Annotated in this window: 25 protein-coding genes; 19 read left to right on the top strand and 6 right to left on the bottom strand. The window is 45.4% G+C overall.

The genetic code is table 11. From position 1 onward, the window contains the following. Positions 1 to 32: 32 nt before the first annotated feature. Together BS617_RS12460 and coaD are read right to left on the bottom strand one after the other, a co-directional pair. Positions 33 to 278 carry a YfhL family 4Fe-4S dicluster ferredoxin gene (locus tag BS617_RS12460; protein ID WP_075173112.1) on the bottom strand — a complete coding sequence of 82 codons (246 nt, stop codon included), beginning with the start codon at positions 276 to 278 and terminating at the stop codon, positions 33 to 35. Between the two features lie 68 nt (positions 279 to 346). After that, complete coding sequence (gene coaD, locus BS617_RS12455) at positions 347 to 832, bottom strand: pantetheine-phosphate adenylyltransferase (protein WP_075173111.1); 486 nt, start codon at positions 830 to 832, stop codon at positions 347 to 349. 211 nt (positions 833 to 1,043) lie between these two features. On the opposite strand from coaD, the gene BS617_RS12450 reads away from it, so the two are divergent. Continuing rightward, positions 1,044 to 2,315, top strand: a complete 1,272-nt coding sequence (locus tag BS617_RS12450; protein WP_249263602.1) for a M48 family metallopeptidase — start codon at positions 1,044 to 1,046, stop codon at positions 2,313 to 2,315. Between the two features lie 84 nt (positions 2,316 to 2,399). After that, positions 2,400 to 3,020 (top strand): TetR/AcrR family transcriptional regulator, encoded by a 621-nt coding sequence (locus BS617_RS12445; protein ID WP_075173110.1) that lies wholly within the window; start codon positions 2,400 to 2,402, stop codon positions 3,018 to 3,020. On the opposite strand, the gene rsmD is transcribed toward BS617_RS12445, so the two are convergent. Together rsmD and BS617_RS12435 are read right to left on the bottom strand one after the other, a co-directional pair. Beyond that, positions 3,017 to 3,646: a 16S rRNA (guanine(966)-N(2))-methyltransferase RsmD gene (rsmD, locus tag BS617_RS12440; protein ID WP_075173109.1), complete on the bottom strand. Its 630-nt coding sequence runs from the start codon at positions 3,644 to 3,646 to the stop codon at positions 3,017 to 3,019. The genes BS617_RS12445 and rsmD overlap by 4 nt on opposite strands. A gap of 2 nt (positions 3,647 to 3,648) precedes the next feature. Beyond that, complete coding sequence (locus BS617_RS12435) at positions 3,649 to 4,830, bottom strand: peptidase M16 family protein (RefSeq protein WP_075173108.1); 1,182 nt, start codon at positions 4,828 to 4,830, stop codon at positions 3,649 to 3,651. Between the two features lie 227 nt (positions 4,831 to 5,057). Between BS617_RS12435 and ftsE the strand changes: the two genes are divergently transcribed. From ftsE to trmB, 7 genes are all read left to right on the top strand, one after another. Further along, a complete protein-coding gene (ftsE, locus tag BS617_RS12430; protein ID WP_075173107.1) occupies positions 5,058 to 5,717 on the top strand; it encodes a cell division ATP-binding protein FtsE in 660 nt (219 codons plus the stop codon). After that, positions 5,710 to 6,759 carry a permease-like cell division protein FtsX gene (ftsX, locus tag BS617_RS12425; RefSeq protein WP_083610020.1) on the top strand — a complete coding sequence of 350 codons (1,050 nt, stop codon included), beginning with the start codon at positions 5,710 to 5,712 and terminating at the stop codon, positions 6,757 to 6,759. The genes ftsE and ftsX overlap by 8 nt, the downstream gene beginning before the upstream one ends. A gap of 210 nt (positions 6,760 to 6,969) precedes the next feature. Continuing rightward, a complete protein-coding gene (gene rpoH, locus BS617_RS12420) occupies positions 6,970 to 7,845 on the top strand; it encodes an RNA polymerase sigma factor RpoH (protein ID WP_075173106.1) in 876 nt (291 codons plus the stop codon). Positions 7,846 to 7,997: 152 nt separating this feature from the next. After that, positions 7,998 to 8,381, top strand: coding sequence for a DUF423 domain-containing protein (locus BS617_RS12415; RefSeq protein WP_075173105.1), 384 nt, complete (start codon positions 7,998 to 8,000; stop codon positions 8,379 to 8,381). Next, entirely contained in the window at positions 8,382 to 8,582 is a 201-nt protein-coding gene (gene thiS / locus BS617_RS12410) for a sulfur carrier protein ThiS (RefSeq protein ID WP_075173104.1), read from the top strand. It abuts the gene before it with no gap. A 51-nt stretch (positions 8,583 to 8,633) separates the two neighbouring features. Continuing rightward, positions 8,634 to 9,422 (top strand): thiazole synthase, encoded by a 789-nt coding sequence (locus tag BS617_RS12405; RefSeq protein WP_170870348.1) that lies wholly within the window; start codon positions 8,634 to 8,636, stop codon positions 9,420 to 9,422. Positions 9,423 to 9,454: 32 nt separating this feature from the next. Then, a complete protein-coding gene (trmB, locus tag BS617_RS12400) occupies positions 9,455 to 10,147 on the top strand; it encodes a tRNA (guanosine(46)-N7)-methyltransferase TrmB (protein WP_075173103.1) in 693 nt (230 codons plus the stop codon). 46 nt (positions 10,148 to 10,193) lie between these two features. On the opposite strand, the gene BS617_RS12395 is transcribed toward trmB, so the two are convergent. Beyond that, positions 10,194 to 12,140 carry a putative bifunctional diguanylate cyclase/phosphodiesterase gene (locus BS617_RS12395; RefSeq protein ID WP_075173102.1) on the bottom strand — a complete coding sequence of 649 codons (1,947 nt, stop codon included), beginning with the start codon at positions 12,138 to 12,140 and terminating at the stop codon, positions 10,194 to 10,196. Between the two features lie 283 nt (positions 12,141 to 12,423). On the opposite strand from BS617_RS12395, the gene BS617_RS12390 reads away from it, so the two are divergent. Then, positions 12,424 to 12,900: a YbhB/YbcL family Raf kinase inhibitor-like protein gene (locus BS617_RS12390; protein WP_075173101.1), complete on the top strand. Its 477-nt coding sequence runs from the start codon at positions 12,424 to 12,426 to the stop codon at positions 12,898 to 12,900. A 35-nt stretch (positions 12,901 to 12,935) separates the two neighbouring features. Here the strand turns inward: BS617_RS12390 and BS617_RS12385 are convergent, their stop codons facing one another. After that, on the bottom strand, positions 12,936 to 13,301 hold the full coding sequence (locus BS617_RS12385; protein ID WP_075173100.1) for a hypothetical protein: 366 nt from the start codon (positions 13,299 to 13,301) through the stop codon (positions 12,936 to 12,938). 226 nt (positions 13,302 to 13,527) lie between these two features. Between BS617_RS12385 and BS617_RS12380 the strand changes: the two genes are divergently transcribed. The 9 genes from BS617_RS12380 (at position 13,528) to BS617_RS12340 (ending at position 22,517) form a co-directional block, all read left to right on the top strand. After that, on the top strand, positions 13,528 to 14,610 hold the full coding sequence (locus BS617_RS12380) for a site-2 protease family protein (protein WP_075173099.1): 1,083 nt from the start codon (positions 13,528 to 13,530) through the stop codon (positions 14,608 to 14,610). Next, a complete protein-coding gene (locus tag BS617_RS12375; RefSeq protein ID WP_075173098.1) occupies positions 14,610 to 15,305 on the top strand; it encodes an RNA pseudouridine synthase in 696 nt (231 codons plus the stop codon). The genes BS617_RS12380 and BS617_RS12375 overlap by 1 nt, the downstream gene beginning before the upstream one ends. 277 nt (positions 15,306 to 15,582) lie before the next feature. Then, positions 15,583 to 16,545 (top strand): MotA/TolQ/ExbB proton channel family protein, encoded by a 963-nt coding sequence (locus BS617_RS12370; protein WP_249263601.1) that lies wholly within the window; start codon positions 15,583 to 15,585, stop codon positions 16,543 to 16,545. After that, positions 16,535 to 16,939, top strand: a complete 405-nt coding sequence (locus tag BS617_RS12365; protein WP_075173097.1) for an ExbD/TolR family protein — start codon at positions 16,535 to 16,537, stop codon at positions 16,937 to 16,939. Before BS617_RS12370 ends, BS617_RS12365 begins: the two co-directional genes overlap by 11 nt. Next, positions 16,936 to 17,364 carry an ExbD/TolR family protein gene (locus tag BS617_RS12360; protein WP_075173096.1) on the top strand — a complete coding sequence of 143 codons (429 nt, stop codon included), beginning with the start codon at positions 16,936 to 16,938 and terminating at the stop codon, positions 17,362 to 17,364. The genes BS617_RS12365 and BS617_RS12360 overlap by 4 nt, the downstream gene beginning before the upstream one ends. Further along, positions 17,361 to 18,143, top strand: a complete 783-nt coding sequence (locus tag BS617_RS12355; protein ID WP_075173095.1) for an energy transducer TonB — start codon at positions 17,361 to 17,363, stop codon at positions 18,141 to 18,143. The genes BS617_RS12360 and BS617_RS12355 overlap by 4 nt, the downstream gene beginning before the upstream one ends. A 178-nt stretch (positions 18,144 to 18,321) precedes the next feature. After that, complete coding sequence (locus tag BS617_RS12350; protein WP_083610019.1) at positions 18,322 to 20,589, top strand: TonB-dependent receptor; 2,268 nt, start codon at positions 18,322 to 18,324, stop codon at positions 20,587 to 20,589. 91 nt (positions 20,590 to 20,680) lie between these two features. After that, positions 20,681 to 21,364 (top strand): Fe2+-dependent dioxygenase, encoded by a 684-nt coding sequence (locus BS617_RS12345; protein ID WP_075173094.1) that lies wholly within the window; start codon positions 20,681 to 20,683, stop codon positions 21,362 to 21,364. A gap of 43 nt (positions 21,365 to 21,407) precedes the next feature. Next, a complete protein-coding gene (locus BS617_RS12340; protein WP_075173093.1) occupies positions 21,408 to 22,517 on the top strand; it encodes an alpha-hydroxy acid oxidase in 1,110 nt (369 codons plus the stop codon). Positions 22,518 to 22,567 lie beyond the last annotated feature (50 nt).

The raw sequence follows: 22,567 nt of genomic DNA, 5'->3' as shown, positions 1-22,567 counted from the left end.
TATGGCGTAGAAAAGGCAAGCGCCTTATCTGTTTACGCCGTTAGCTTATGGTATTTTTCCATCAGCTGATCTTCTGTTTCTTCGTGATCTGGATCTTTAGGGATACAGTCAACAGGGCATACTTCAACACATTGTGGCGTATCGTAATGGCCTACGCACTCTGTGCATTTGCTCGGGTTGATCTCGTAAATCTCTTCACCCGGAGATATTGCCTCGTTAGGGCATTCCGGTTCACATACATCGCAGTTGATGCATTCATCAGTAATAATTAATGCCATGGTGGCTACCTCACACGGTTAAATACGGTCTTATCTTTTGTCAGTCTTGGTAGATCTAATTATGTTTTTTAATTGCTTGCGTGCAGTTTTTCCTGCAATGCATTGTTGACAGCAGGATGTACAAATTTACTTACATCTCCGCCTAGCATCGCAATCTCTCGTATCAGCGTAGACGATATAAATGAGAGATGCTCAGCCGGTGTCAAAAACAAACTTTCAGCTTGGGGTGCAAGCTGGCGGTTCATGTTTGCGAGTTGAAACTCGTATTCAAAATCCGATACGGCACGAAGGCCCCTTAAGATCACGTTGGCATTATACTGCTTAACGAGATCAGCAAATAGGCAGTCAAAGCCCACAACCCGAACATTTTTTAGATCGGCGAGAACTTCTTCGGCTAATGCGGTGCGCTCATCGAGCGGTAGTAGCGGATTTTTCTTTGTGCTGGCGGCAACCGCTACAATCACGTGATCAAATAAACGCGACGCACGGTGCACAAGATCCGAATGACCGTTGGTTATTGGGTCAAACGTTCCGGGGTAAATTGCAATGTTCATAGCTGATTAATTCTCACCCTATTTTACTGTGCATACCGTCAGCATTGCTACAATGGCGGCATATTATCGAAATTACTAAAGCCATACAAATACATTAATGGAATGATGTTGTTTATTTAGGTTATAAAGAAATGAATTTTTATTTCTTTAATGTATATATGAGGCCACAACAGTGCTATGTCGCCCACAATAAGAATGGAACCGAAATCGCATGATTAAAACGCAGTTTATACGAACTTTTGGTTGGATGTCTTTTCTTCTTAGTACCACTTTTGTACTGGTTGGCTGTGAAGCCGTGCAGCAGATAGACCGGGGGTTGTATCAGGTAGCCGATTCCGTCAGTGAGAGAGACCGCATCACTGGAAAGCGCACATTAAGTACCGCGAGCCGAGGGCAGCAAATAGCCCAAGGTAATCAGGTCATAAAACAGCTCATTGCGGCGGAGAAAAAGGCAGGGCGCTCCATTAATAGTGCACTAAATAAGCGAGAATATGAGCGCTTAGTGCGTGTTTTTGATCGTATCCACCAAGTCAGTCATCTCAATAAGGAGCGCTGGGAGCCTGTGCTGATTGACAGAGATTCATTTAACGCTTTCACCACCGGAGGTACCTACATTGTTGTACATGATGGCTTGATGAAGCAGTTGAAAAGTGATGATGAGTTAGCCGCTGTGTTGGGGCATGAGATAGCGCATACCGTAGCTAATCATGTGTTTGAACGTCAAACGCATCAAATGACAACGCTGATAACCGGTTCATCAGCGGCAAAACGCAGCGGCTATCAGGCGGCTTTTACACATGAAAGTGAGATAGAAGCGGATGAAGTTGGTATTTTATATGCGGCCTTAGCGGGGTTTGATCCTTATGCAGCCAGTCGGATATGGGCGCGACAATATCAGCAACAAGGCAGTGCTCGTGGACTTTTTTTCCATGACCATCCGGTTAATAAAGAACGTGCTGCGCTAACGCGTCAGGTGGCAGATAAGGTAAAGACGTATTACCGTCGGGGCCAACAGAACCCTAACTATGAGGCTTTACGTGAAAATAATACCTTATGGCGTAAGCGTGATGATCAAAGGATTGCTGGCGAAGGAGGCGGTCTGGCGGCTGTTTTAGGAACCGCGTTGGGAGCTTATGTTCAACACCAAGAGACTAAAATTGAAGCTAACCGACAAGCTCAACAAATCCAAATGATGAGAGCGTTAAACAGTAATATACGAGTATTGGAGCGGCGTAAACTCGATAACCATCGTTGGCGAGTTGTTTGGCAAAATAGGAATAACGTGTCGCTTGCTAATGTGGTCATGGGCGTAATAATTAAAGATGCCAAAGGCAATATAAAACGGTATGTTACTCATATTAAAGGCAATGTTGCTCGCGGTGCTCGGTTTTCAGGAATCTTTTCTACACCGGACCTTTCAATCGCTGAACTTAAAAAGCGGCAGGTTGCCTATTACTTAGATGATGCGACGCCTTATCGGTAAACTCAATTTCGTTTTGTGTGCTCTTCTGCGTAATGAGTTTACTGTTAGGCAAATGCTGATGGAATGAGTAGGAGGAATGGACGATTGCGCCGTACAAGAGAGGAAGCTGAACAAACTCGGCAGGAGTTGCTAACAACAGCGTTACGCTGTTACGCCGAGCGCGGTATTAACCAAGTTAGTTTAAAAGCCATAGCGGCAGAAGCTGGTGTAACACATGGGGCTTTTTACTGGCATTTTAAAAATCGTGATGATTTGTTGATCGCTCTAGCACAAAGCATGGACCTGCCATTTGAACAGCATCTTATTGATCAACTTCAGGCGATTGATCAGGATGCGTTGGCGGCTTTGACACATTTTTTAATTGATGTAACTAACGATATTTTATTCGATCCTCATGCACAGCAAGTATATAACTTGCTTTATAGCCGACAGCAAATGCTCCCGCAAAATGATGAGCTGATGGCTTTGTTGAGTGAAAACCGTGAAGAGTGGATGGGTTACATAAACCGCTTTTTAAAACAGGCACGTAAGCAAAAGCAATTGCGTAAAAAAACGCGTAGTTTGCCCCTGGCCGAGATGTTGTTTGGAGAAATGCAGGGGGTTTTAGCTGTGTGTGACTCGTTGCACCCAGATGTCCCCGAGTCAGAAAAGCGGTTAATTACTCAACTAACATTTGAAAATACCATTCGCGGGCTGATGGCTTAACTGATAAGCTCGCGTTGATAAAGCCGGTAAATGACTTGACCGGCTTTTTTCTCTCTGTGCAGATGCCAGTTGGCAGGTACGGTCAACAGTGCCAGTTCTGCCTCTGTTTCAATATAGATCATCGCATGATCGGATAATAAGCTTAAAGAATCGAGCTGCTGGCAAATTGGCTCTACCATTCCTTTACGAAAGGGTGGGTCAAGAAAAACCAGGTCGTATTGTGCTTCTTCTGCCGCTTGTTGTTGCGTTAACCAAGTCGCGGCGGCTGTATTGATAATATCGGCACGTTGGCATTTAAGGGTTGTTAAATTATCCTTTAGCTGTCGGGCTGCGATGCTGGATTGATCAATAAATAATGCTGACTCTGCACCTCGGGATAACGCCTCCAACCCCAAAGCGCCGCTACCTGCAAACATATCTAAGCAGCGTGCCCCGCCTACGTGGTGTTGCAACCAGTTAAATAACGTTTCTCTAACGCGGTCAGGTGTTGGTCGTAGGCCTTCTACGGCAGGGAATGGTAGTTTTCTGCTACGCCACTCTCCGCCAATAATGCGTAACAGTGTGGTGGAAGCCTGAGCTTGGTTAGTGCGCGCATTCGGGCGGCGAGGCGAGTTTTTTCGTGGCATGGCTACAGTGGTTCAATCAGTAAGGTCAGCGAGCGGTTAGGATCAAGCCACTCGTTAATACGAGTAATGACTTGAGCTAACGTAATATCGTCTAGCGTATCACGAAATTGATCGGCTGAAACGGTAGGGCGATTGTAAAAGAGACCTTGGTTGATTAATGCAATGCGACTTTGCGAGTCGGCGAGTTGATCTCTGTATTGTTGAACGAGCAATGTGCGGGTGGTGTCGAGTTGTTCGTTTGTGAGAGTTTGCTCGATTGTCGCCTTTAGGCGGTCTTCTAAGCCTGCTTTAAAAGGCGAATCCTTTTGCAGTAATAGTGCGCGATACCCAATTGGCCGCAGCGGTTTTTGTACTAAGCGAAACTGTATATCGCTATTGCTGGTTAGAGTGGCAAGTTGTTGCCCTAGAAGGTGTGATGCTACTAGATCAGTATCATCCATCGTGTTAGCACGAGCGGCTTGCCCTAACATGTATAAATAGCCTGTTCCACGATGGGTTAAGTGAATAGACGATGGGGTGCTGAGTGATGAGGCATCTTGTGTATTGAGGCTTGCGTGCCTGCTTGTTAATGCGGCTATTTGCTGTGTTATGTCTTGGGTGAGTTTTTTGTCCTGGCTTGTTAGCTCTAGCAGTGCCAATGGTGGTTGCGAAAAAATCTGTTGAACGGACACGGTAGATCGATACCCCGCGATTTGTTGCGTCAGGTTAAGCAATGCTTGGGCTTGTTGCTCGTTTTGATCTAAGTAGTGCTCGGCAGCGGCGCGTTTTAGTGCATTGGGATATAAATCAAACACATCTGTTATGAATGCATCAATTAGTTTGGGTAAAGAACCAGAGCGAATTCTCGATACGGGAATATGTAATGTGACGCGATCATCGAACCAATTGGCGCTAATCGCGGGGTAGTTGCCTAAGGCTTGGTTAAAAGCATGTTGAATGGCATGTCGATATTCGGCCTGTTGGTAACTGAGTCCTGGAGCAACGGCATAAATAAGGTGCAGCGCTGGCACGGTTGTTTGTTTATGAACTACTAAATAAGTGTGGTCAGGCGTAAGTGTTTCGATTTTTGGCGCTTTGTCACTCTGATTGCTAAGAGAAAGCCATAAAATAACGGCACCCACCAATACTGGCATTAATTTGAGGTACGAGCGGTTAAATAATGGGGCGTCTTCTTTAGTCGTCATACGTGTTTACTATTGTCCTAATGTGGAGGCGTGTTTAATAACCGACGGGAGTCTGCGTGCTAATCTGATCATATGCAAATCGGTGTGCTAATATAACGGCCGTTTATGCATATTATTGAGAATCCCATATGTCGTATTCTCATTATAAAAAGCGCAGCATGCCTAGTTAAGGGGTGTGAGCTTTAAGAATGTAAGCAATTAAGTTCAAACGGATAATTAGCCACAACATGATTCAATTTGAGCACGTATCAAAGCGGTATGATCAAGGGCATGATGCCCTCAAAGATGTCAGTTTTACACTCAATGCGGGCGAAATGGCGTTTTTAACCGGTCATTCCGGGGCCGGTAAAAGTACTCTCCTGAAACTGATCATGTTAATGGAGCGACCATCGTCAGGGCAGGTCACTGTGGCTGAACAAGACTTGGGGCGTTTAAGCCGCTCGGGTATTCCTTATTTACGCCGTTCTATTGGTGTGGTTTTTCAAAACCACCAACTGCTCTCTGACCGAACTGTCTTTGATAACGTAGCGTTACCATTGCATATCAGCGGATACTCGCCAGAAGACGCCGCTCGTCGAGTGCGTGCAGCCTTGGATAAGGTGGGGCTATTGGCCAAAGAGAAAATGAACCCGCTAGCACTTTCCAGTGGTGAGCAGCAGCGTGTCGGTATCGCCCGCGCTATTGTGCATAAACCTAAGGTGTTATTGGCGGATGAGCCTACGGGTAACTTGGATCCGCAGTTATCCCAAGAAATTATGCGGTTGTTCGAACAGTTCAACCGTGTTGGAACAACCGTGCTGGTGGCCAGCCATGATGTATCCCTCATCTCTAAAATGCGCCATCGTATGTTGGTGCTTAAAGAAGGGAGGCTGATTGGCGATGAATAAACCGCGTGGAGCTGTTCGAATAGAACCTAGTATATCGGGAGCGCGTGACGAAAAAGCCAAAAGAGAGCCCGAGCAAAAACAGCCAGCTAAGCCTCGTGGAGCAAAGCAGCATAAAGTTGATTTAAAAGGGCACGGGGAAAGTTGGGCGCGTCATCACAGTAATGTTTGTAAAAGCTCACTCAAACGCTTGCTATCTACCCCCATGGTCACCTTGATGACGGTGGCAGTATTGGCGATTGCGCTGACACTTCCTGGCTTTATGTTTTCGGCGTTGGCGAGTCTTAAAACACTCACCCAAGGTTGGCAGGGTGAAACCCGTATCACGCTCTATCTGCAAGCGTCCTTGAGCGATGAAGAGGCCGATCGCTTTGGTCGTTCGTTGCTCTTACGCGAGGATATAGCGGCTATTGATATGATTAGCAGTGACCAAGGCATGCTCGAGTTTAAAAAGTATGCAGGGTTTGGTGATGTACTTGAATCACTAGACAATAACCCGCTACCGGCCGTTATTATGATTTTGCCTAAATCGACCAGTGCAGCTGATCTGGGGATTCAACGAGCAGCTTACGAAGCCATGCCAGAAGTAGAGGATGCCATTCTTGATATGGAATGGCTACAGCGCTTAGAAGCGATTTTAGCGGTGGCTCAGCGTTCGGTTTTTGTATTGGGCGTGCTTTTAGGGTTGGCTGTTTTACTCGTGGTTGGTAATACCATTCGTACGTCGATTGAGAGTCGGCGTGATGAAATAGTAGTGAGTAAACTCGTTGGCGCGACCGACGCGTGGGTGCGCCGTCCCTTTTTATATACGGGCTTTTGGTATGGTTTGATGGGCGCTGCGCTCGCTTGGTTGATGATTCAGTTGGCATGGCTGATGTTAGAAACACCGTCCTTAGAGCTTGCTGAACTGTACCGAAGCCGTTTCGAGTTGAGCGGCCTTGGCTGGATTGGCACCGGTATTTTATTGGTGTCGAGTGTTATGCTGGGCTGGTTAGGAGCTTGGCTATCGGTTCGTCGACATTTGCGCGATATAGAGCCTCGCTAAGCAATGTATAGTCATTGTAGAGCATATTGATAGCTTAAATGATGTGGTTTTTTTGTTGGTTAGTCGATTGAAATGGGAACGATGTGTTGATGGCTTGATCTTTTGTGGATCTGCCGCTATCTTTTCCAGTCCCTGATGGAAAATACAGGGAACTTTACACCGAATTTTGCGTCATATAATCGGTTAATGAATTAACGAGGTTAGGATTTAATGGGCAATAGTTTACAACTCTTAGAGCACGTATCTCCGGGGCAAAACTTGGATGCATACGTACAAACAATCAGCACGATTCCTGTGTTGAGTGTTGCTGAAGAGCGCGAGTTGGCTGACCGTCTGTTCTATCAGAATGATCTTGAAGCCGCCCGCCAGCTTGTCTTGTCTCATCTACGCTTTGTTGTACATATTGCGCGTAGTTATTCAGGTTATGGCTTACCATTGGGCGATCTTGTCCAAGAAGGTAACGTTGGCTTGATGAAAGCGGTTAAACGCTTTGATCCTAGCATGGGCGTGCGCTTGGTATCGTTTGCGGTTCATTGGATTAAAGCTGAGATGCATGAATATATCTTGCGTAATTGGCGTATCGTGAAAGTCGCAACGACTAAAGCACAGCGTAAATTATTCTTTAACCTGAGATCTCAGAAAAAAAGCTTAGGCTGGATGAATACAGCTGAAGTAAAGGCTATTGCTGAAGATTTGGGTGTTGATGAGGTTACTGTACGTCAAATGGAAGGCCGTATGGCGTCAGTTGATACGGCATTCGACGCACCTGTTAGCGATGACGATGATGCGCCTATCGTGTCTCCATCACAGTATTTAGAAGATCACTCAACTGATCCTGCCATGCAGTTAGAAGCATCTAACTGGGAAGAGGATTCGCAAACACGTCTAATGGGTGCAATGGAATCACTTGATGAGCGCAGCCGTGATATTTTGGCTCAGCGTTGGTTAAGTGATGAGAAATCGACACTCCATGAACTGGCTGCGCAGTATCAGGTTTCTGCTGAACGGATCCGTCAGCTGGAAAAAAATGCGATGAAAAAGCTCAAGGAAGCCATTGGCGCTGAGAATTTAGAGTTTGCCTTTTAAATAGCCTCCGTCATAAATGGGGTTGATTCCTAAATAAAGCCGCTTGTTAGCGGCTTTATTGTTTTCTAAGCCTAAGAGATTCCTTCCTTCGCATTAAAATTCGCCTATTAACGGTGATATACTTTCCACCCCCGTACATAAAGAGATTGATCATGACGGTCAGAATTTTCCTGCTATTCGCATCCATTAGCGGCTTTGTCGCGGTTGGCATGGGTGCATTTGGCGCGCATGCGTTGCGTGGGCTTTTAAGTGAGCGCCTTATGCAAGTGATGCAAACGGCGGTGCAGTACCAGTTTTACCATACGCTAGCTTTGCTCGCTGTTGCGTTGTTGCTACGTCACCATACATCGCGCTTGCTCTCAGGCAGCGGAGTTGCTTTCGCTACAGGTATTATCTTGTTTAGCGGTAGTTTGTATGTGTTAGCGCTGACCGGTGAGCATTGGTTGGGTGCTATAACTCCGTTCGGGGGCATTGCCTTTCTGACGGGCTGGTTTTTATTGGCATTGCATGCATTAAGTAATCAACGAGGAAACTAGATGCAGTTTTATGTAAATGGCGAATCGAAAACGCTCAATGATAACGCCTGTTTGATTGATCTAATTGAGTCGATGGGCTTAGTCGGTAAGCGCATTGCAATTGAAGTTAATCAAGAAATTATTCCACGTAGCCAGCATGCTGACTATCGTATTCAAGAGAACGATCAGGTTGAAGTTGTCCATGCTATTGGTGGCGGATAAAAGTCTGTTAGCGATTGGTGATATGGCGTGTTAGAACATAAGGAAAAGATAATGTCTCAAGTGAGTGATTCGTTGGTTATTGCAGGTACAGAATATCAATCACGTTTGCTGGTGGGCACTGGCAAATATAAAGATATGGATGAAACTCGTGCCGCTATAGAGGCCAGTGGCGCTGAAATAGTCACTGTAGCCGTGCGCCGTACTAACATCGGTCAAAATCCGGACGAGCCTAATTTGCTGGATATCATCACGCCAGATAAGTACACGATTCTACCAAACACGGCTGGCTGTTATACCGCGGAAGATGCCGTACGCACTTGCCGGTTAGCACGTGAGTTATTGGATGGTCATGATTTAGTTAAATTAGAAGTCTTGGGTGATCAGAAAACGCTATATCCCAATATTGTAGAAACGATTAAGGCCACAGAAACTTTGGTTAACGATGGCTTTAAGGTCATGGTCTACACTAATGATGATCCCATCGTTGCAAAACAATTAGAAGAAATGGGCTGTGTGGCCGTTATGCCGCTGGGGTCTTTAATTGGCTCTGGGCTAGGTATTTTGAATCCACATAACATTCGTATCATCATGGAAGCGGCCAATGTCCCTATTTTGGTTGATGCGGGTGTTGGCACGGCATCGGATGCGGCTATTGCAATGGAAATGGGGTGCGAAGGTGTGTTGATGAACACGGCTATTGCGGCAGCAGGTAACCCTGTGTTGATGGCTTCGGCTATGCGTAAAGCGATAGAAGCCGGCCGTGAAGCTTATCTGGCTGGCCGTATGCCGCGCAAAAAATATGCTAGTGCATCATCACCGCTAGATGGCGTAATTGGTTAATAGATTAAACTCGAACAAAAAGACGATATTTGATGACTGAAGAAAAGAAATACATGCGCACGGTGCGCAGCTTTGTCATGCGTGCCGGCCGGACTACGGAAGGTCAGCAAAAAGCGTTAGAAGAAGTATGGCCTGAGATGGGGCTGGAACTCAAAAATGGGGCGATTGATTTTGCTGAAGTTTTTGGTCGTCAGGCTCCAGTCGTACTAGAAATAGGTTTTGGCATGGGCGACTCGCTTATTGAGATGGCGACTCAGCAACCTGATAAAAACTACATTGGAATTGAAGTGCACAGACCCGGTGTTGGACGTTTGTTATCACGCGCTAACGAGGCTGGTTTAACGAATATTCGTGTGTATGCGGAAGATGCAGTAGAAGTTTTGGCTGAGTGTATTCCGGACAATAGTTTGCATGCGCTACAACTTTTCTTTCCGGACCCATGGCATAAAAAGAAGCATCACAAGCGTCGTATTGTTCAGCCTGAGTTTGCTCAAAAAATACGCCAAAAGTTGGAAGTGGGTGGTTACTTCCATATGGCGACCGATTGGGAAAACTATGCCGAGCATATGATGGAGGTAATGACAGCCGCCGAGGGCTTTACTAACCAAGCCGGTGAGGGGGAATATTCGCCCCAGCCAGAGTGGCGTCCGGTGACTAAATTCCAAAAGCGGGGTGAGCGTTTAGGTCACGGTGTTTGGGATCTGATGTTCGAACGGACTCGTTAATCTATTGCTTTCAAAATATAAAGCCATCGTATTTGCGATGGCTTTTTTAGTGCTGTAAAGGGTCAGGTGTAGGGCGGCCAAACAAAAAACCTTGGAAGTTCTGACAGCCTAGCTTTTGTAAATGGACAAACTGCGCATCCGTTTCAACGCCTTCTGCAATTACATCTAAACCAAACTTGTTGGCTAAATAGAGGATGCTATCCACCAGTTCATCTCCTTCCTCTTCTAGCGATGCAATAAAGTAACGATCTATTTTTAGGGTGTGTACGGGTAAATCTCGTAAACGAGATAGTGATGAGTAGCCTGTACCGAAATCGTCTATGTAGATGTGAATACCCTGTTCAACAATTTGATTGAGTCGATCAATGATGCCATCTACCTCCTCGTGCTCTAAAAAAGATTCTGTCATTTCAAGAGCAATTAAATGGCTCGGTAAATGATGCTTATCCAGAACTTCTTTTATTTCTATTGAAAAACGTGGGTTTTTCATCTGAATAGGCGATACATTGACTGACATGATAGGGCTATTTCCGGCGGATATTTGTGATGTTAAATATCGGCAAGCTTCATTAAGCACCCACTTTCCAAGCTCATGAATTTTCCCATTTTCTTCAGCAATCGCGATAAATTCGTCAGGTGTTACCGATCCTAAAGTAGGGGCGTTTATGCGGCATAATGCTTCTAAGGCGATGATATTTTGTTGGCTATCAACAATGGGTTGATACTCAACATAAAAGTGCTCGCCTAAGTCTTTATGTGAGAGCAATTCGGTGATTAACGTCCTGCGTTCAAGTGACACAGCAATGTTTTTATTAAAACGCAGTAACTCGCCGCGTCGGCCTTGTTTCTTGAGTTCGGTGGCGGCTAAATCAGCCGCTCCAATGGCATCATTAATGGTCTCGGCATCGTCAGGATAAACGGCGTACCCAATGGTGACACCCACTTGCATCATTTCGTTATCAATTTCGATGGGGGAGCTAATGCCTGAAAAAATGAGATGTAACACCTGATCTTTGCATTGTTCCCCAGGCAAGCAGAATACAAACTCATCGCCACCCCAGCGCGCTAAAAGCCCGTTGCTAGGAACATTTTCACTTAAGTTCTTAGTGATGTGTTTAAGTACTTTGTCACCTACTTCATGACCTTTGCTGTCGTTGATTTGTTTAAACTTATCTAAATCAAGAAAGTATACATGGAAAGATTGAGTATGGCTTAGCATGCTGGTGAGCTGGTTGATTAAGCCCGATCGGTTCAGCAAGCACGTGAGGTTGTCACGGCTCGCCATGTGTTCTAAAGCCGCCGTCCGTTCTTTGACTCGGCCTTCGAGCTCTGAATTTAACGCCAATATTTCAGCGTTTTGAGATTGTAAATGGTGCAGTAGATTTTCGTTCTGAAAGGTCAGTTTCAGAGAACCTACTATGAGGCGGTGGTTATTGGCGTGGCTAATCAGCATGACGATTAGAAAAATGCAGCCTAAAAATGTAAGGAAAGGCAGGGGAGTGGAAATCAGCAGGAGCGATACACTACAAGGTAAAAGTAAACTGGTGATATAAACACGACCGCCGATTTTATCCGGAGCCAGCACGGCTGTAGCCCCGCTGGCTTGTGCGCTAATGATCAGGATTGTTGAAAGCACCTGAGTATCGGTTGCATGGGGAAGGGCAGCAACCGCTATAACAGCCCAGAGAGCACCACTTGACCATAGTCCTACCCTAAACGCGAATCGCCATCGTAATAATGATCCTAGGCTGATCTCTGGTTTCAGTCGTCTATGGGTTCGGTATGCAAACTCGACTAGAAAGCGTAATAGCATTACGATCAAAAATACTAAGCCCCAGCTATTTATCCAAGTGACAGGGGACAAGCGTAATAGCCAGAATACAACAAGTGTTGCAAAGGAATTAACCGCTAACATGCCAAGGTGGTTTTTATAGGCAAGAGCAATTAAGTTCTCTTCGACATAACTATTGTTAGAATTTTGTGGAAATGTCATAAGGAATGCGTAATTCCTATTAATTAATAAAGCTGATTTTTTTAATTATAGTTCAGTATTAAAACGCTGCTCATCGAGTGGTTGATTTTACCTTGCTTGTTATTCGGCTTATTTGTATCAAATAGCTGAACCAATGCCCCGCCTTTTAGTCAACCTTTTGATTTTAAGAGAGTAACTTTTAAATTAACTGGGTTTATTAATAACCGCACGCGGTGGTCTAGCTGCCAATGTGTGTTGAACCTATGTTAGGCTAAAAATACATTGATCACATACGGAGACTAAAATGGGCTTTTCACTGTCAAATATACAGCTCACCAGTGCCAACTTTACACCTGATGGCGCTATTCCCGTAAAACATACAGGTGAAGGCGACGATGTCTCGCCAACGCTTTTTTGGGAAAATATACCGCAAGGGACGAAATCTATTGCCGTTTTTTGTCATGACCCAGATGCGCCTAAAATATCAACTCAAGGGAATTACGGCTTTGTGCATTGGTTGGTATATAACATTCCCCCATCAACGACTAAGCTTGATGAAGGAGTGAAAGGCTTTGCTCATGGTGTCAATGATATGGGCGAGCACGCGTATAATGGACCAATGCCGCCAGAAGGCCATGGCCTGCATCGCTATTACTTTTGGGTATTGGCGTTAGATCTTGAACCTGCATTGCCTGACGGCTTAGATCTTTGTGAGTTCTTAGAAAAAGTAGAAGCGCATACACTAGGGATGAACCGCTTAGTCGGGACTTATCAGCGTTAACAGATAGTACAGCGCTTTATCGTAAATACCGACCTTCATATAATCGTTAAGCCATCAAAACAGAGCATAGATTCTTTTTGTTGGCTTACCCATTCCCAATAACCCAAGTCGGTGGAGTGCGAAGCAACTGCCTTGAGCCATTGCGCACGAGGGTAAGTCGAATCGTTGTTTTCGCCAAACGTTTCTCTCAAGAATACGCTGTCGATATGAAGCAGAGCATCATTTGATGGTTCAATGCTGAGCATTCGACGATCATAGGGAGAGTAGATGTCGCAACCGCTGCCATCGCCAAATTCACTTGCTTCGATCGCGAACAAGCGGTTTGTATTTTCATCGCACAATATAACTAGCTGCTTACCAGTTATGCTATCGGTTACTCGTGAGACTTCTGAACACTTCATGAGTAGTTACCTTTACACGGGGTGGTCGTGGCTAAAATGATTTTAAATTGTAGCAAAAAAGTAACTAAAATATTCATAGTTCCATTAAATCAATTATTTACGTTTCTTTGGGCCGATCAGCCCTTTGCCCTGTACGCCTGACTCAGTATAGTCGGCATTTTTATTTAAGATCCCATTTTCGGGATATGATTCAATTGTCTGTGGTTAAAGCATAAGAGAGTACATCGTGCAGTTATTATCCATCATGTGTGCAGGACGCCCATTACGTTTACAAGCGACGATGTCCGGGTGGCAGGGACTTTATTGGGATAACCATCTTGTCGCACAGCGAGAAGCTAGCCAAGATCCTGAAAAAAATTCTGAACTACCCTTTACGCTGATGCGAGGGGAGGAACCCGTTGAGTGCTGCTTGAAGGTGTCTTTGCAGTGGCAGCCTTTTTCTCTTAGCTATCAGTTAATGATGGGTGATCAATTGTTGGAACAGGGCGAGCGTGTTGAAAAAGACATTGAAAGCCAGTCTGTCGCAGAACGCCCCAAAACCCCTAATCGCATCAGCCTTATAGGTCTGGGATCACTAGCGCTTAAGCTCTTTAAAAGCGCGAAAGTGATTAAAGTACTATTTGCTGCTGGCAGCTTGGCTGCTTATAGCTGGTTATTTTCATGGCAGTTCGCTTTAGCGCTTATTGCTTGTTTAGTCTTTCATGAGTACGGGCATATTCGTGCGATGAAGTATTTTGGGATGCGTACTAAAGGCATTTACTTAGTGCCTTTTATGGGAGGATTGGCGCTCAGCGACGATAAAATTAATACGCGTTGGCAAGATGTTGTTATCTCGATTATGGGGCCCTTTTTCGGCCTGCTTTTATCGATTGTTTTATTGCTGTTATACGCCATTACAGGCATTGAAATGTTGGCGGGCATTGCTGTCTTTAATGCTTTACTCAATTTATTTAATCTTCTGCCTGTTCTTCCTTTAGATGGGGGACACATTTTAAAAAGCATTACGTTCTCGATGAATTCATTAGTTGGCCTTATCGCGTGCGTTTTAGGAGCGATCATCGGCGTTTTGTTAAGCTATAGCTTTGGTATGGCACTCTTGGGCTTTTTGCTGATTATTGGCAGTATAGAAATACTGGTCGAGTGGCGTGGTCGTCATGCGAGCCAATTGTTGCCATTAAATCGATATGCACAAAGTGTATCGGCGGCTTGGTATGTGGTTACCGTAACAGGCTTGTGCGCCATTATTTGGATGGGCGGCCAATCGGGTAACGAAGCCCTGGCTCTGCCTTTGAAAATTTTAGGTAGTTAATGCGCCTTTCTCAGTATGTAAGTCTCGCTGGCGCTTGCTCTAAGCGGGCCGCTAGCCGTTTGATATCGGAGGGAAAGGTATGCGTAAATGGTGTGCTTGCTGATAACCATACCGTAATTAATGGTAGTGAAAACATCACGCTGGGCGGCCAATTGATTACGCTGCCAGATCGCTTTAGCTACGTTATTTATAATAAGCCTGTGGGGATAGATTGTAATTATCGTTCTCAAGATCCAGCGAGCCTAATTAACCATCTCGATTTGCCTAAGCGATTGTTTCCTGTAGGCCGTTTGGATAAAGATTCGCATGGTTTATTGCTACTGACCGATGATGGCGGTTTATGCCATCGGTTACTGTCTCCTGAATTCCACTACCGCAAAACTTACCACGTAAGTGTGAGGCCTCATTTTAACAAGCCTGATATAGATGTGCAGTTCTGTCGTTTGATGGAGCAGGGTGTTGATATTGGCCAAGCTGTGACCTTGCCCTGCCGTGTGCAATTGTTAGGGGCTAACCGCTTTGAGATTGTCCTGACGCAAGGCCTTAATCGTCAGATACGTAAGATGAGTAGGGCGCTGGGTTATCATGTCATTGACCTGCAACGGGTTGAGATTAGCGGTTGTAAATTGGGGAAATTACCTGAGGGGAAGTGGCGCTCGCTTAGTGATAAAGAGGTGGAATTGTTAGTCAATTAGCCTCTTGTCAGCGGTTTATAGGCAGGAATGTCAGCGCAGGGTAAATATTTGTTAAGTTTCGTAAAATAAAATTTAGTAACGAAAATTACACAAAATGCAGATAAAGTCTTCTAAATCCTCGATCTTTCTTTGAAAGTAGCCTGACAACTAAGCGTAGACAAAGTTTCTCAATCATACAAATCTATTGATCATAAAAACGCGAATCATTATCATTAGTAAGTCGTTATTGATGTAGATACATCTGTGTATCCGCAAATGTAAATAAATGGAGCTGCTAGTGAGCACTGATAATACGGTTGACGCCACCGCTATGGCGAATGAAACAACAGCAAATGGACCTGCTCCGACAGGTACAGTAGCCCCTGCAGAAACAGCACAAACAGACTCTAGTGTTGTTAATGCCGCTTTAGACTCGACAAATAACGCTGCTGTTAACACCGTTTCGTCCGACAATGCGGACTCAGTTCCTCAAACGACCCCAGCCGCCGGTGCAACCGCGTCGGAAAATGGACTTCCAAATGATGTAAATGTAGACGGCACTATCGCTGATGTAGCTGCGAATACGCCAGTCGATTTTATGACCCAACTGCAAGACTTTTTGACGGTTGGTGGCCCTGTTGTTTGGATTCTGATGGGCTTTTCGGTTATCGCTTTGTGTATTGTTTTGGTAAAAGTTTGGCAGTTTGCTTTACTGCGTCCAGAGTCGACAGGCGACGTACGAAAGAGTTTGTTGGCATGGCGTAAAGGCGAAAATCAAGAGGCGATAGCCGCGCTGAAAACTCGTCGCCCTGTCTCGGAAGTCACATCAATGGCTATGCATGGACTGTCGCGCCCTAGTGCCGATCACAGTTTGCTAAAAGAAGAGCTTGAGCGTGTAGCAACTAACCGAATGAATCAGCTGCGTGCGTTTTTACGCCCTTTGGAAGTCATTGCTACATTAAGCCCATTGCTTGGTTTGTTAGGTACTGTTTTGGGGATGATTGTAGCTTTCCAGCAAATGGAAGCGGCAGGCAGTCAGGTGGACCCGTCCGTGTTATCGGGTGGTATTTGGCAGGCATTGCTCACAACGGCTGTTGGTTTAGTTGTGGCTATCCCCGTTGTTGCGATTCATACTTGGCTAGAACGTAAAGTAGAGCGTGTATCGGCGTTGATGAATGACTCGGTCACTCAAGTTTTTACTAGTCATCAATCTGTATCATTGAGTCGAGCTAAAGCAGAGGAGATCAAGCGTGCAGCTTGATCAATCTGCTCAACGCCGTCGTCGGGCGATTAGTTTAACGCCGTTGATCGATGTCGTGTTCATTCTGCTTTTGTTTTTTATGCTGTCGTCCAACTTTATGCACTGGCGGCAAGTAAACTTGTCGACAGCTACGCATGCACAGCCTGAGCAACTTGACCCTAAAGAAATCCGTGTTGTACGCATTTTAGATGATCAAGGCGCTCTAAACTTTGACGGTGTAGAACTGCTGCTCAATAACGAAGCGGGGTTACGTGAACAGATAGCTTCTGACCCTGATGCGGTATATGCCATAGAAGTTGAAGAAGGAATTATGACGCAAACGATGATCACGTTGCTTGATACGCTGAAGCAATTGGGCGCTACACATGTGTCATTGGCTGGAGTTTTACCATGAAGCTCTGTAACGAAGCTGTGCATAAAAAAAATGATAGTGACGACAACTTGATTCCATTAATTAATGTCGTTTTTTTGATGCTTATTTTCTTCATGGTAGCAGGACAAATACAGAAGTCGGATGCTATAAAACTACAACCGCCTTCCTCGGTGAGTGAGATACCACACACTGAGGACAAAGCAACCATCTTGGTTGATTTATCAGGTGACCTTTATTTGGATAATCAGCCAGTGGACGAGGAAGGCTTAAAAGCGGGTCTAGAAGCCGCTTTTGCTCAATCGAAGACACCGGATGAGTTCGCGGTGCTGGTTAAAGTAGACAGCACTCTGCTGGTTAACCGTCTTCAAAATGTCTTAAAGCTGGTAAAAAGTGTGGGTTTGATGAAAGTGTCTTTAGCAACACGGCGTGGAGGTGAAACGTCGTGATACGCACGCATCATTGGATAATCATGTTCGTGGTGGCTATTGCCTTACACCTGTTGGTGTTTATCGGTTTAGCGCATTCCAAAACGGAAGGCGCTAAAGATAAGGGCGAGCTAGGTATAGAGATAGACCTAGGTATGTTAGGTGATCTGGGTGAGGCGCAAGAAACAGTAGAAGTAACCGCTGTTGAACCGCCGCCAGCACCTGAACCGGAACCAGAAGTTGAGCCAGAACCGGAGCCGGAACCCGAACCTGAACCGCCTAAACAGAAACCCGTGGTTAAGGTAAAACCTAAGCCAGAAAAGCCTAAAAAAGTAGTAAAGAAACAGCCTCCACGTGAAGTGAAGCCTGAACCTAAACCGTCGACTAACGATGCTGTAGTGACTGATTCCCCCCCTTCAGATCAGAAAACTAACAGTACGGTAGCCCAGCGAAAAGCTTCGACAGGGATAGGGCAGTCTCGCACCACAGGAGGCAACCCCGGCGCGTTGCAAAGTTATAACGCTTTGCTGCAAGCCAAACTCGCAAAATATAAACGTTACCCTATTGCCTCGCGTCGTCGCGGGGAAGAAGGTGAAGTGCGTTTGCATTTTGTTGTTGATCGATCAGGTAAAGTGCTTGAACACAGCATTAAAGGTAGCTCGGGGTCTAAACGACTGGATGATGCCGTATTGAAAATGCTGAAAAAAGCACAGCCGTTTCCTCCTTTTCCGGATGAGATTACGGCGTCACAGATGTCTTACAACATTCCTGTGGGCTTTTACCTGAAAGATCTTCGTTAATAACTCGAAGTAAAAAATCAAGAAATAAACTGTCGTCCCTGAACAGCTCTCAGGTTTTGGGTTGGGATTAAGCGTGCTGGATTTTTAGGGTGTAAATACGTATCTAAACGTTATTGCGTCTCAATTATCTACTTATGACAACCCTTTGCATTATGACTTATGGAAGGAAAGGTAAAACATGTCTCATCAAAAAATGGAAACAGCGTTTTCGTTACGCTCGGAGTTTGCTGAAAAATCTCCTGTTTCAAAGGCTGGAACGCTTGCTTTCGCTATTTCTGCTGCATTAGCCACTCAGGGTGTTTATGCAGAAGAAGTAACTCTCGACAAATTAATGGTTGAAGAACAAGGGATCGCAGCAGACGGAAACCCGTACGCTGAGCCTGATGCGCCTTATAAAGCAAAAAAGCTATCTGACTCGCGCCAGACTCGTGACATAGCTGATACGCCTCATACCATGACGGTAATGACTAAAGAGGCGATTGCAGAGTCAGGTAAGACAGAACTTAAAGACTTGCTAAGCGCACAGCCGGGTATCACGTTAGGTACAGGTGAAGGCGGTAACTCGTTTGGTGACCGCTACATTATCCGTGGTTATGAAGCTCGTAGCGATATCTTCACTGATGGTCTGCGCGAACCAGGTTTGATCACGCGTGAAACATTTGCGTTAGAGCAAATAGAAATTTCTAAAGGTCCAAATTCTACCTTTGCTGGTCGTGGTTCAACAGGTGGTTCTGTCAACACTGTGACTAAAAAAGCTAATATGGATGATACGTTCACAACGGTTGAAGCCGGTTTGGGAACCGATAAATATAAGCGAGTGACATTAGATACGAACCAAGTATTGAGCAGCGATACAGCGGTTCGTTTGAACATGTTATATACTGATTCCGATACACCAGATCGTGCGCCTGCCGGAGAGCAACGCCAAGGTATCTTGGCTTCTGTTGTACATCAAGCAACTGAAGATCTAAAAGTATCTGCAGATTATTATCACTTTAAGGCAGATGATAAAACAGATACGGGTTATGCCATTAACCGTACAACGGGTGGCGTCAATAAGTACGATCCAGCTGTACAAAACGGATCAGACTTCCAGCGTGGCGAAGCGGATGTATTTACTGTAACGGTAAATTACGATATTTCCGACGATATTCGTTTGGAAAACAAAACTCGTTGGGGTAATACCAAAAATGAATATGTAGTAACGACCTATTCAGGTGTCAGTGATAACCGTCCAACTGGTCTGCGTAACTTCACTGGTTGGCAGGATAATGATTACGTAGGCAACCAAACGAACTTCGTAATTGATAAAGATATCGCTGGCATGCGAAATACGATTGTTGCCGGTGTTGAGTATGGTAAAGAAAGCGTAAGGTCAGGTAATTACACAGTTGATACCACGGCAACAGGTGCTGTTGATGATCCATACAATATCGATAATGACTTCTGGACGGGTACTGTAACCAAAAACAGTGCCTCTTCTGATCTAGATTTAACAACTGTCTCTGTATACCTTATGGATACAGTGACCGTTAATGACTGGTTAGAAGTGTTTGGTGGAGTGCGTTATGACCGCTTTGACTACAAACTGCATTCTTACTCAGCAGATGAAAATTACAACTATGACGATGGTTTGCTTAACGGTCATTTAGGTCTTGTTTTCTCACCATGGGAAAACGGTAACGTTTATGCATCTTGGAGCACGTCGTCAAATATCAACGGTGGTGAAGCAGATGCCGGCACAAACTGTGGCTATGGCGGTTTGTGTAATGCCGACTCAGATGCCTATAAGAATGTTAAACCTGAGGAATCCGTTAATTTAGAAGTGGGCACCAAGTGGAACTTGATGGATGAGCGTCTGCTATTAACAGCTGCACTTTTCCAAACCACAAAAGATAACGTTCTTGAAGGGGCTGATTACGATACAGCCGGTTCGGGTAACACAGGTGAGAACCGTGTGCGTGGTGTTGAGTTAGGGTTGTCGGGTAACATCACGCCAAAACTGAGCGGTCAGTTTGGTATGGCGATCATGAGCTCTGAAATCCTAGATTCATATTATGATGGAACACAGGCTCTATCAGGCCGTGGTGGTGTTACGTATCCTAATTACATTGGTTACGATAAGCCAAACTTCGCTGATAAGAGTGCAAACCTTCAGCTTCGTTATCAAGCAACGCCACAGTTCGCCTTCGGTGGTACTGTGACATACTCAAGCGAAATGTCGGGTGGCCAGCCTGATGGCGCAGCCAGCGATTCGATCAAGTTACCAAGCTATACAGTTTACGACATGTTTGCTACGTACGATTTCTCTCGTAGCTTATCGGTAACGGCTAACGTGCAAAACTTAACTGATGAAGAGTACTACACAGCGGTTTACCGTGGCGGCAGTATCGTTTACATCGGTGACGGTCGTTCTGCTAAAGTATCTTTGAAATATAAGTTCTAATCGTAATAGAACGAATAAAGGGGGGCTTGTGCCCTCCTTTCTTGTTATTTTATCAGTCAATGTATTAACCGATTGGGTTTAAAAGAGCGCTATGATCATTCCTATTCATCAAGTCTTTACCCGTGAGCAGGTCAGTCAAATACGCGGTTATTTGGACGATGCAGAATGGGTTGATGGAGCCGAAACTGCAGGTGCACAGGCTTCCTCTGTTAAGCGTAATCAGCAGTTGTCTCAAGACTCAGCCTTATGTCAGCAATTAGGGGATGTGGTACTTGATGCGTTAGCGCGTCATAGCACCTTTATTTCTGCCGCTTTACCTCAGAAAATTTATCCGCCGTTATTCAATCGTTACAGTGTCGGTGAAACCTACGGTTTGCATGTGGATAATGCAATACGGGTAGTGCCGGGGACCGCTGTACGTGTTCGTACGGATCTATCAGCTACTCTGTTTTTAAGTGATCCAGACGAATATGAAGGGGGCGAACTGACCATTCAAGATAAATTTGGCTCACATCAAGTTAAATTATCGGCGGGTGACATGATCCTATATCCGTCAACTAGCTTACATCGTGTCGAACCGATCATCAAAGGGCAGCGAGTGAGCTCTTTTTTCTGGTTGCAAAGTATGGTTCGTAATCACGAGCAGCGTGATGTGTTATTTGATTTGGATACGAGTGTCCAATCACTAACCAGCCAACATGGTCATGACCATGCTGACGTAATACGCCTATCGGGTATTTATCAAAACCTTATACAGCAGTGGATAGATACCTAATATTCGCTTGGCCCCATTTGATTCCACAATTTAAGAGTCTCTCATGAAGCATATACCTCAGGCCGCTTTATCTGAAATCCCCTCTCATTTAGTCAGCGTGAGCGATTATGCGAAGCATGCTAAGTCGTTTATTGCCGCTGATATTTACGAATACATTGTCGGAGGAGGGGCGGATGAGGTGACCTTGCGTCGTAACCGGGACGCTCTGGATAACATTTTGATTATGCCCCAAGTGCTAACAGACTGTACTCAAGGCTCCACAAGTTTTACATTGATGGGAGAGACATTTCGTCATCCCATCATGCTAGCCCCTGTTGCATTTCACCAACTCGTGCATCCCGCCGGTGAAATAGCTACGGCGCAGGCATGCAGCGTATTAGAAACCGCGATGACTGTGAGCACATTGGCATCGCAGCCGCTAGAGGCTATTGCACAAGAATTGACAGGCCCCAAGTGGTTTCAACTTTACGTTCAGCAAAGCCGAGAGTTTACCTTACAGTTAGTTGAGCGTGCCCAAGCAGCGGGCTTTACCAAATTAGTGGTTACGGTTGATGCGCCACTACACGGGATTCGGAATCGAGCACAGCGTGCTGGCTTTGAGTTACCAGAAGGGGTTGAAGCTGTTAATTTGCGTGATCGGCCACCGTTACCAAGTCGAGTTTTAGAGCCGTCACAGAGTATCGTTTTTCAAGGCATGATGTCTGAAGTCCCAACTTGGGATGATATCGCGTGGTTATTAACTCAAACCAAAATGCCAATTATTCTTAAGGGGATCTTAAGTCCTGCCGATGCTTTGCGGGCTAAACAGATGGGAATAGCGGGTGTGATTGTTTCTAACCACGGTGGTCGTACCCTGGATTGTGTACCTTCAGCTATTGAGATGTTACCCCGTATTCGAGAGGTGGTGGGCTCAGAGTACCCGTTATTACTGGATGGCGCTATTGAACGTGGCACGGATGTATTTAAAGCGATGGCCTTGGGTGCTAACGCTGTTATGTTAGGCCGCCCTCAGCTGTATGCCCTATCGGTGGCGGGCGCATTGGGGGTAGCACATATGTTACGTATTATTCGTGAAGAGTTAGAGGTCACTATGGCCTTGGCCGGTGCCCCAACAATTAACAGCATATCTGCAGAGAACCTAACCCTAGGCTAGGTTTGCGTTGAGAGGCTGCAGCCACCTTAGAATAGTATTTTTAATACTAA

Source organism: Neptunomonas phycophila (assembly GCF_001922575.1).
GTDB classification, from domain to species: domain Bacteria; phylum Pseudomonadota; class Gammaproteobacteria; order Pseudomonadales; family Balneatricaceae; genus Neptunomonas; species Neptunomonas phycophila.
Note: the sequence above shows the minus strand (reverse complement) of the source record. Positions and strands in the feature narration are given on the sequence as shown.

Bases quoted from the DNA above. Each gene is read 5' to 3' on its own strand.
- BS617_RS12360 (WP_075173096.1), top strand. From the start codon at position 16,936: ATGAAGCTCTGTAACGAAGCTGTGCATAAAAAAAATGATAGTGACGAC.
- BS617_RS12375 (WP_075173098.1), top strand. From the start codon at position 14,610: ATGCGCCTTTCTCAGTATGTAAGTCTCGCTGGCGCTTGCTCTAAGCGG.
- BS617_RS12340 (WP_075173093.1), top strand. From the start codon at position 21,408: ATGAAGCATATACCTCAGGCCGCTTTATCTGAAATCCCCTCTCATTTA.
- BS617_RS12350 (WP_083610019.1), top strand. From the start codon at position 18,322: ATGTCTCATCAAAAAATGGAAACAGCGTTTTCGTTACGCTCGGAGTTT.
- BS617_RS12405 (WP_170870348.1), top strand. From the start codon at position 8,634: ATGTCTCAAGTGAGTGATTCGTTGGTTATTGCAGGTACAGAATATCAA.
- BS617_RS12390 (WP_075173101.1), top strand. From the start codon at position 12,424: ATGGGCTTTTCACTGTCAAATATACAGCTCACCAGTGCCAACTTTACA.
- BS617_RS12395 (WP_075173102.1), bottom strand. From the start codon at position 12,140: ATGACATTTCCACAAAATTCTAACAATAGTTATGTCGAAGAGAACTTA.
- coaD (WP_075173111.1), bottom strand. From the start codon at position 832: ATGAACATTGCAATTTACCCCGGAACGTTTGACCCAATAACCAACGGT.
- rpoH (WP_075173106.1), top strand. From the start codon at position 6,970: ATGGGCAATAGTTTACAACTCTTAGAGCACGTATCTCCGGGGCAAAAC.
- ftsX (WP_083610020.1), top strand. From the start codon at position 5,710: ATGAATAAACCGCGTGGAGCTGTTCGAATAGAACCTAGTATATCGGGA.
- BS617_RS12460 (WP_075173112.1), bottom strand. From the start codon at position 278: ATGGCATTAATTATTACTGATGAATGCATCAACTGCGATGTATGTGAA.
- BS617_RS12345 (WP_075173094.1), top strand. From the start codon at position 20,681: ATGATCATTCCTATTCATCAAGTCTTTACCCGTGAGCAGGTCAGTCAA.
- BS617_RS12415 (WP_075173105.1), top strand. From the start codon at position 7,998: ATGACGGTCAGAATTTTCCTGCTATTCGCATCCATTAGCGGCTTTGTC.
- thiS (WP_075173104.1), top strand. From the start codon at position 8,382: ATGCAGTTTTATGTAAATGGCGAATCGAAAACGCTCAATGATAACGCC.
- trmB (WP_075173103.1), top strand. From the start codon at position 9,455: ATGACTGAAGAAAAGAAATACATGCGCACGGTGCGCAGCTTTGTCATG.
- BS617_RS12385 (WP_075173100.1), bottom strand. From the start codon at position 13,301: ATGAAGTGTTCAGAAGTCTCACGAGTAACCGATAGCATAACTGGTAAG.
- rsmD (WP_075173109.1), bottom strand. From the start codon at position 3,646: ATGCCACGAAAAAACTCGCCTCGCCGCCCGAATGCGCGCACTAACCAA.
- BS617_RS12435 (WP_075173108.1), bottom strand. From the start codon at position 4,830: ATGACGACTAAAGAAGACGCCCCATTATTTAACCGCTCGTACCTCAAA.
- ftsE (WP_075173107.1), top strand. From the start codon at position 5,058: ATGATTCAATTTGAGCACGTATCAAAGCGGTATGATCAAGGGCATGAT.
- BS617_RS12450 (WP_249263602.1), top strand. From the start codon at position 1,044: ATGATTAAAACGCAGTTTATACGAACTTTTGGTTGGATGTCTTTTCTT.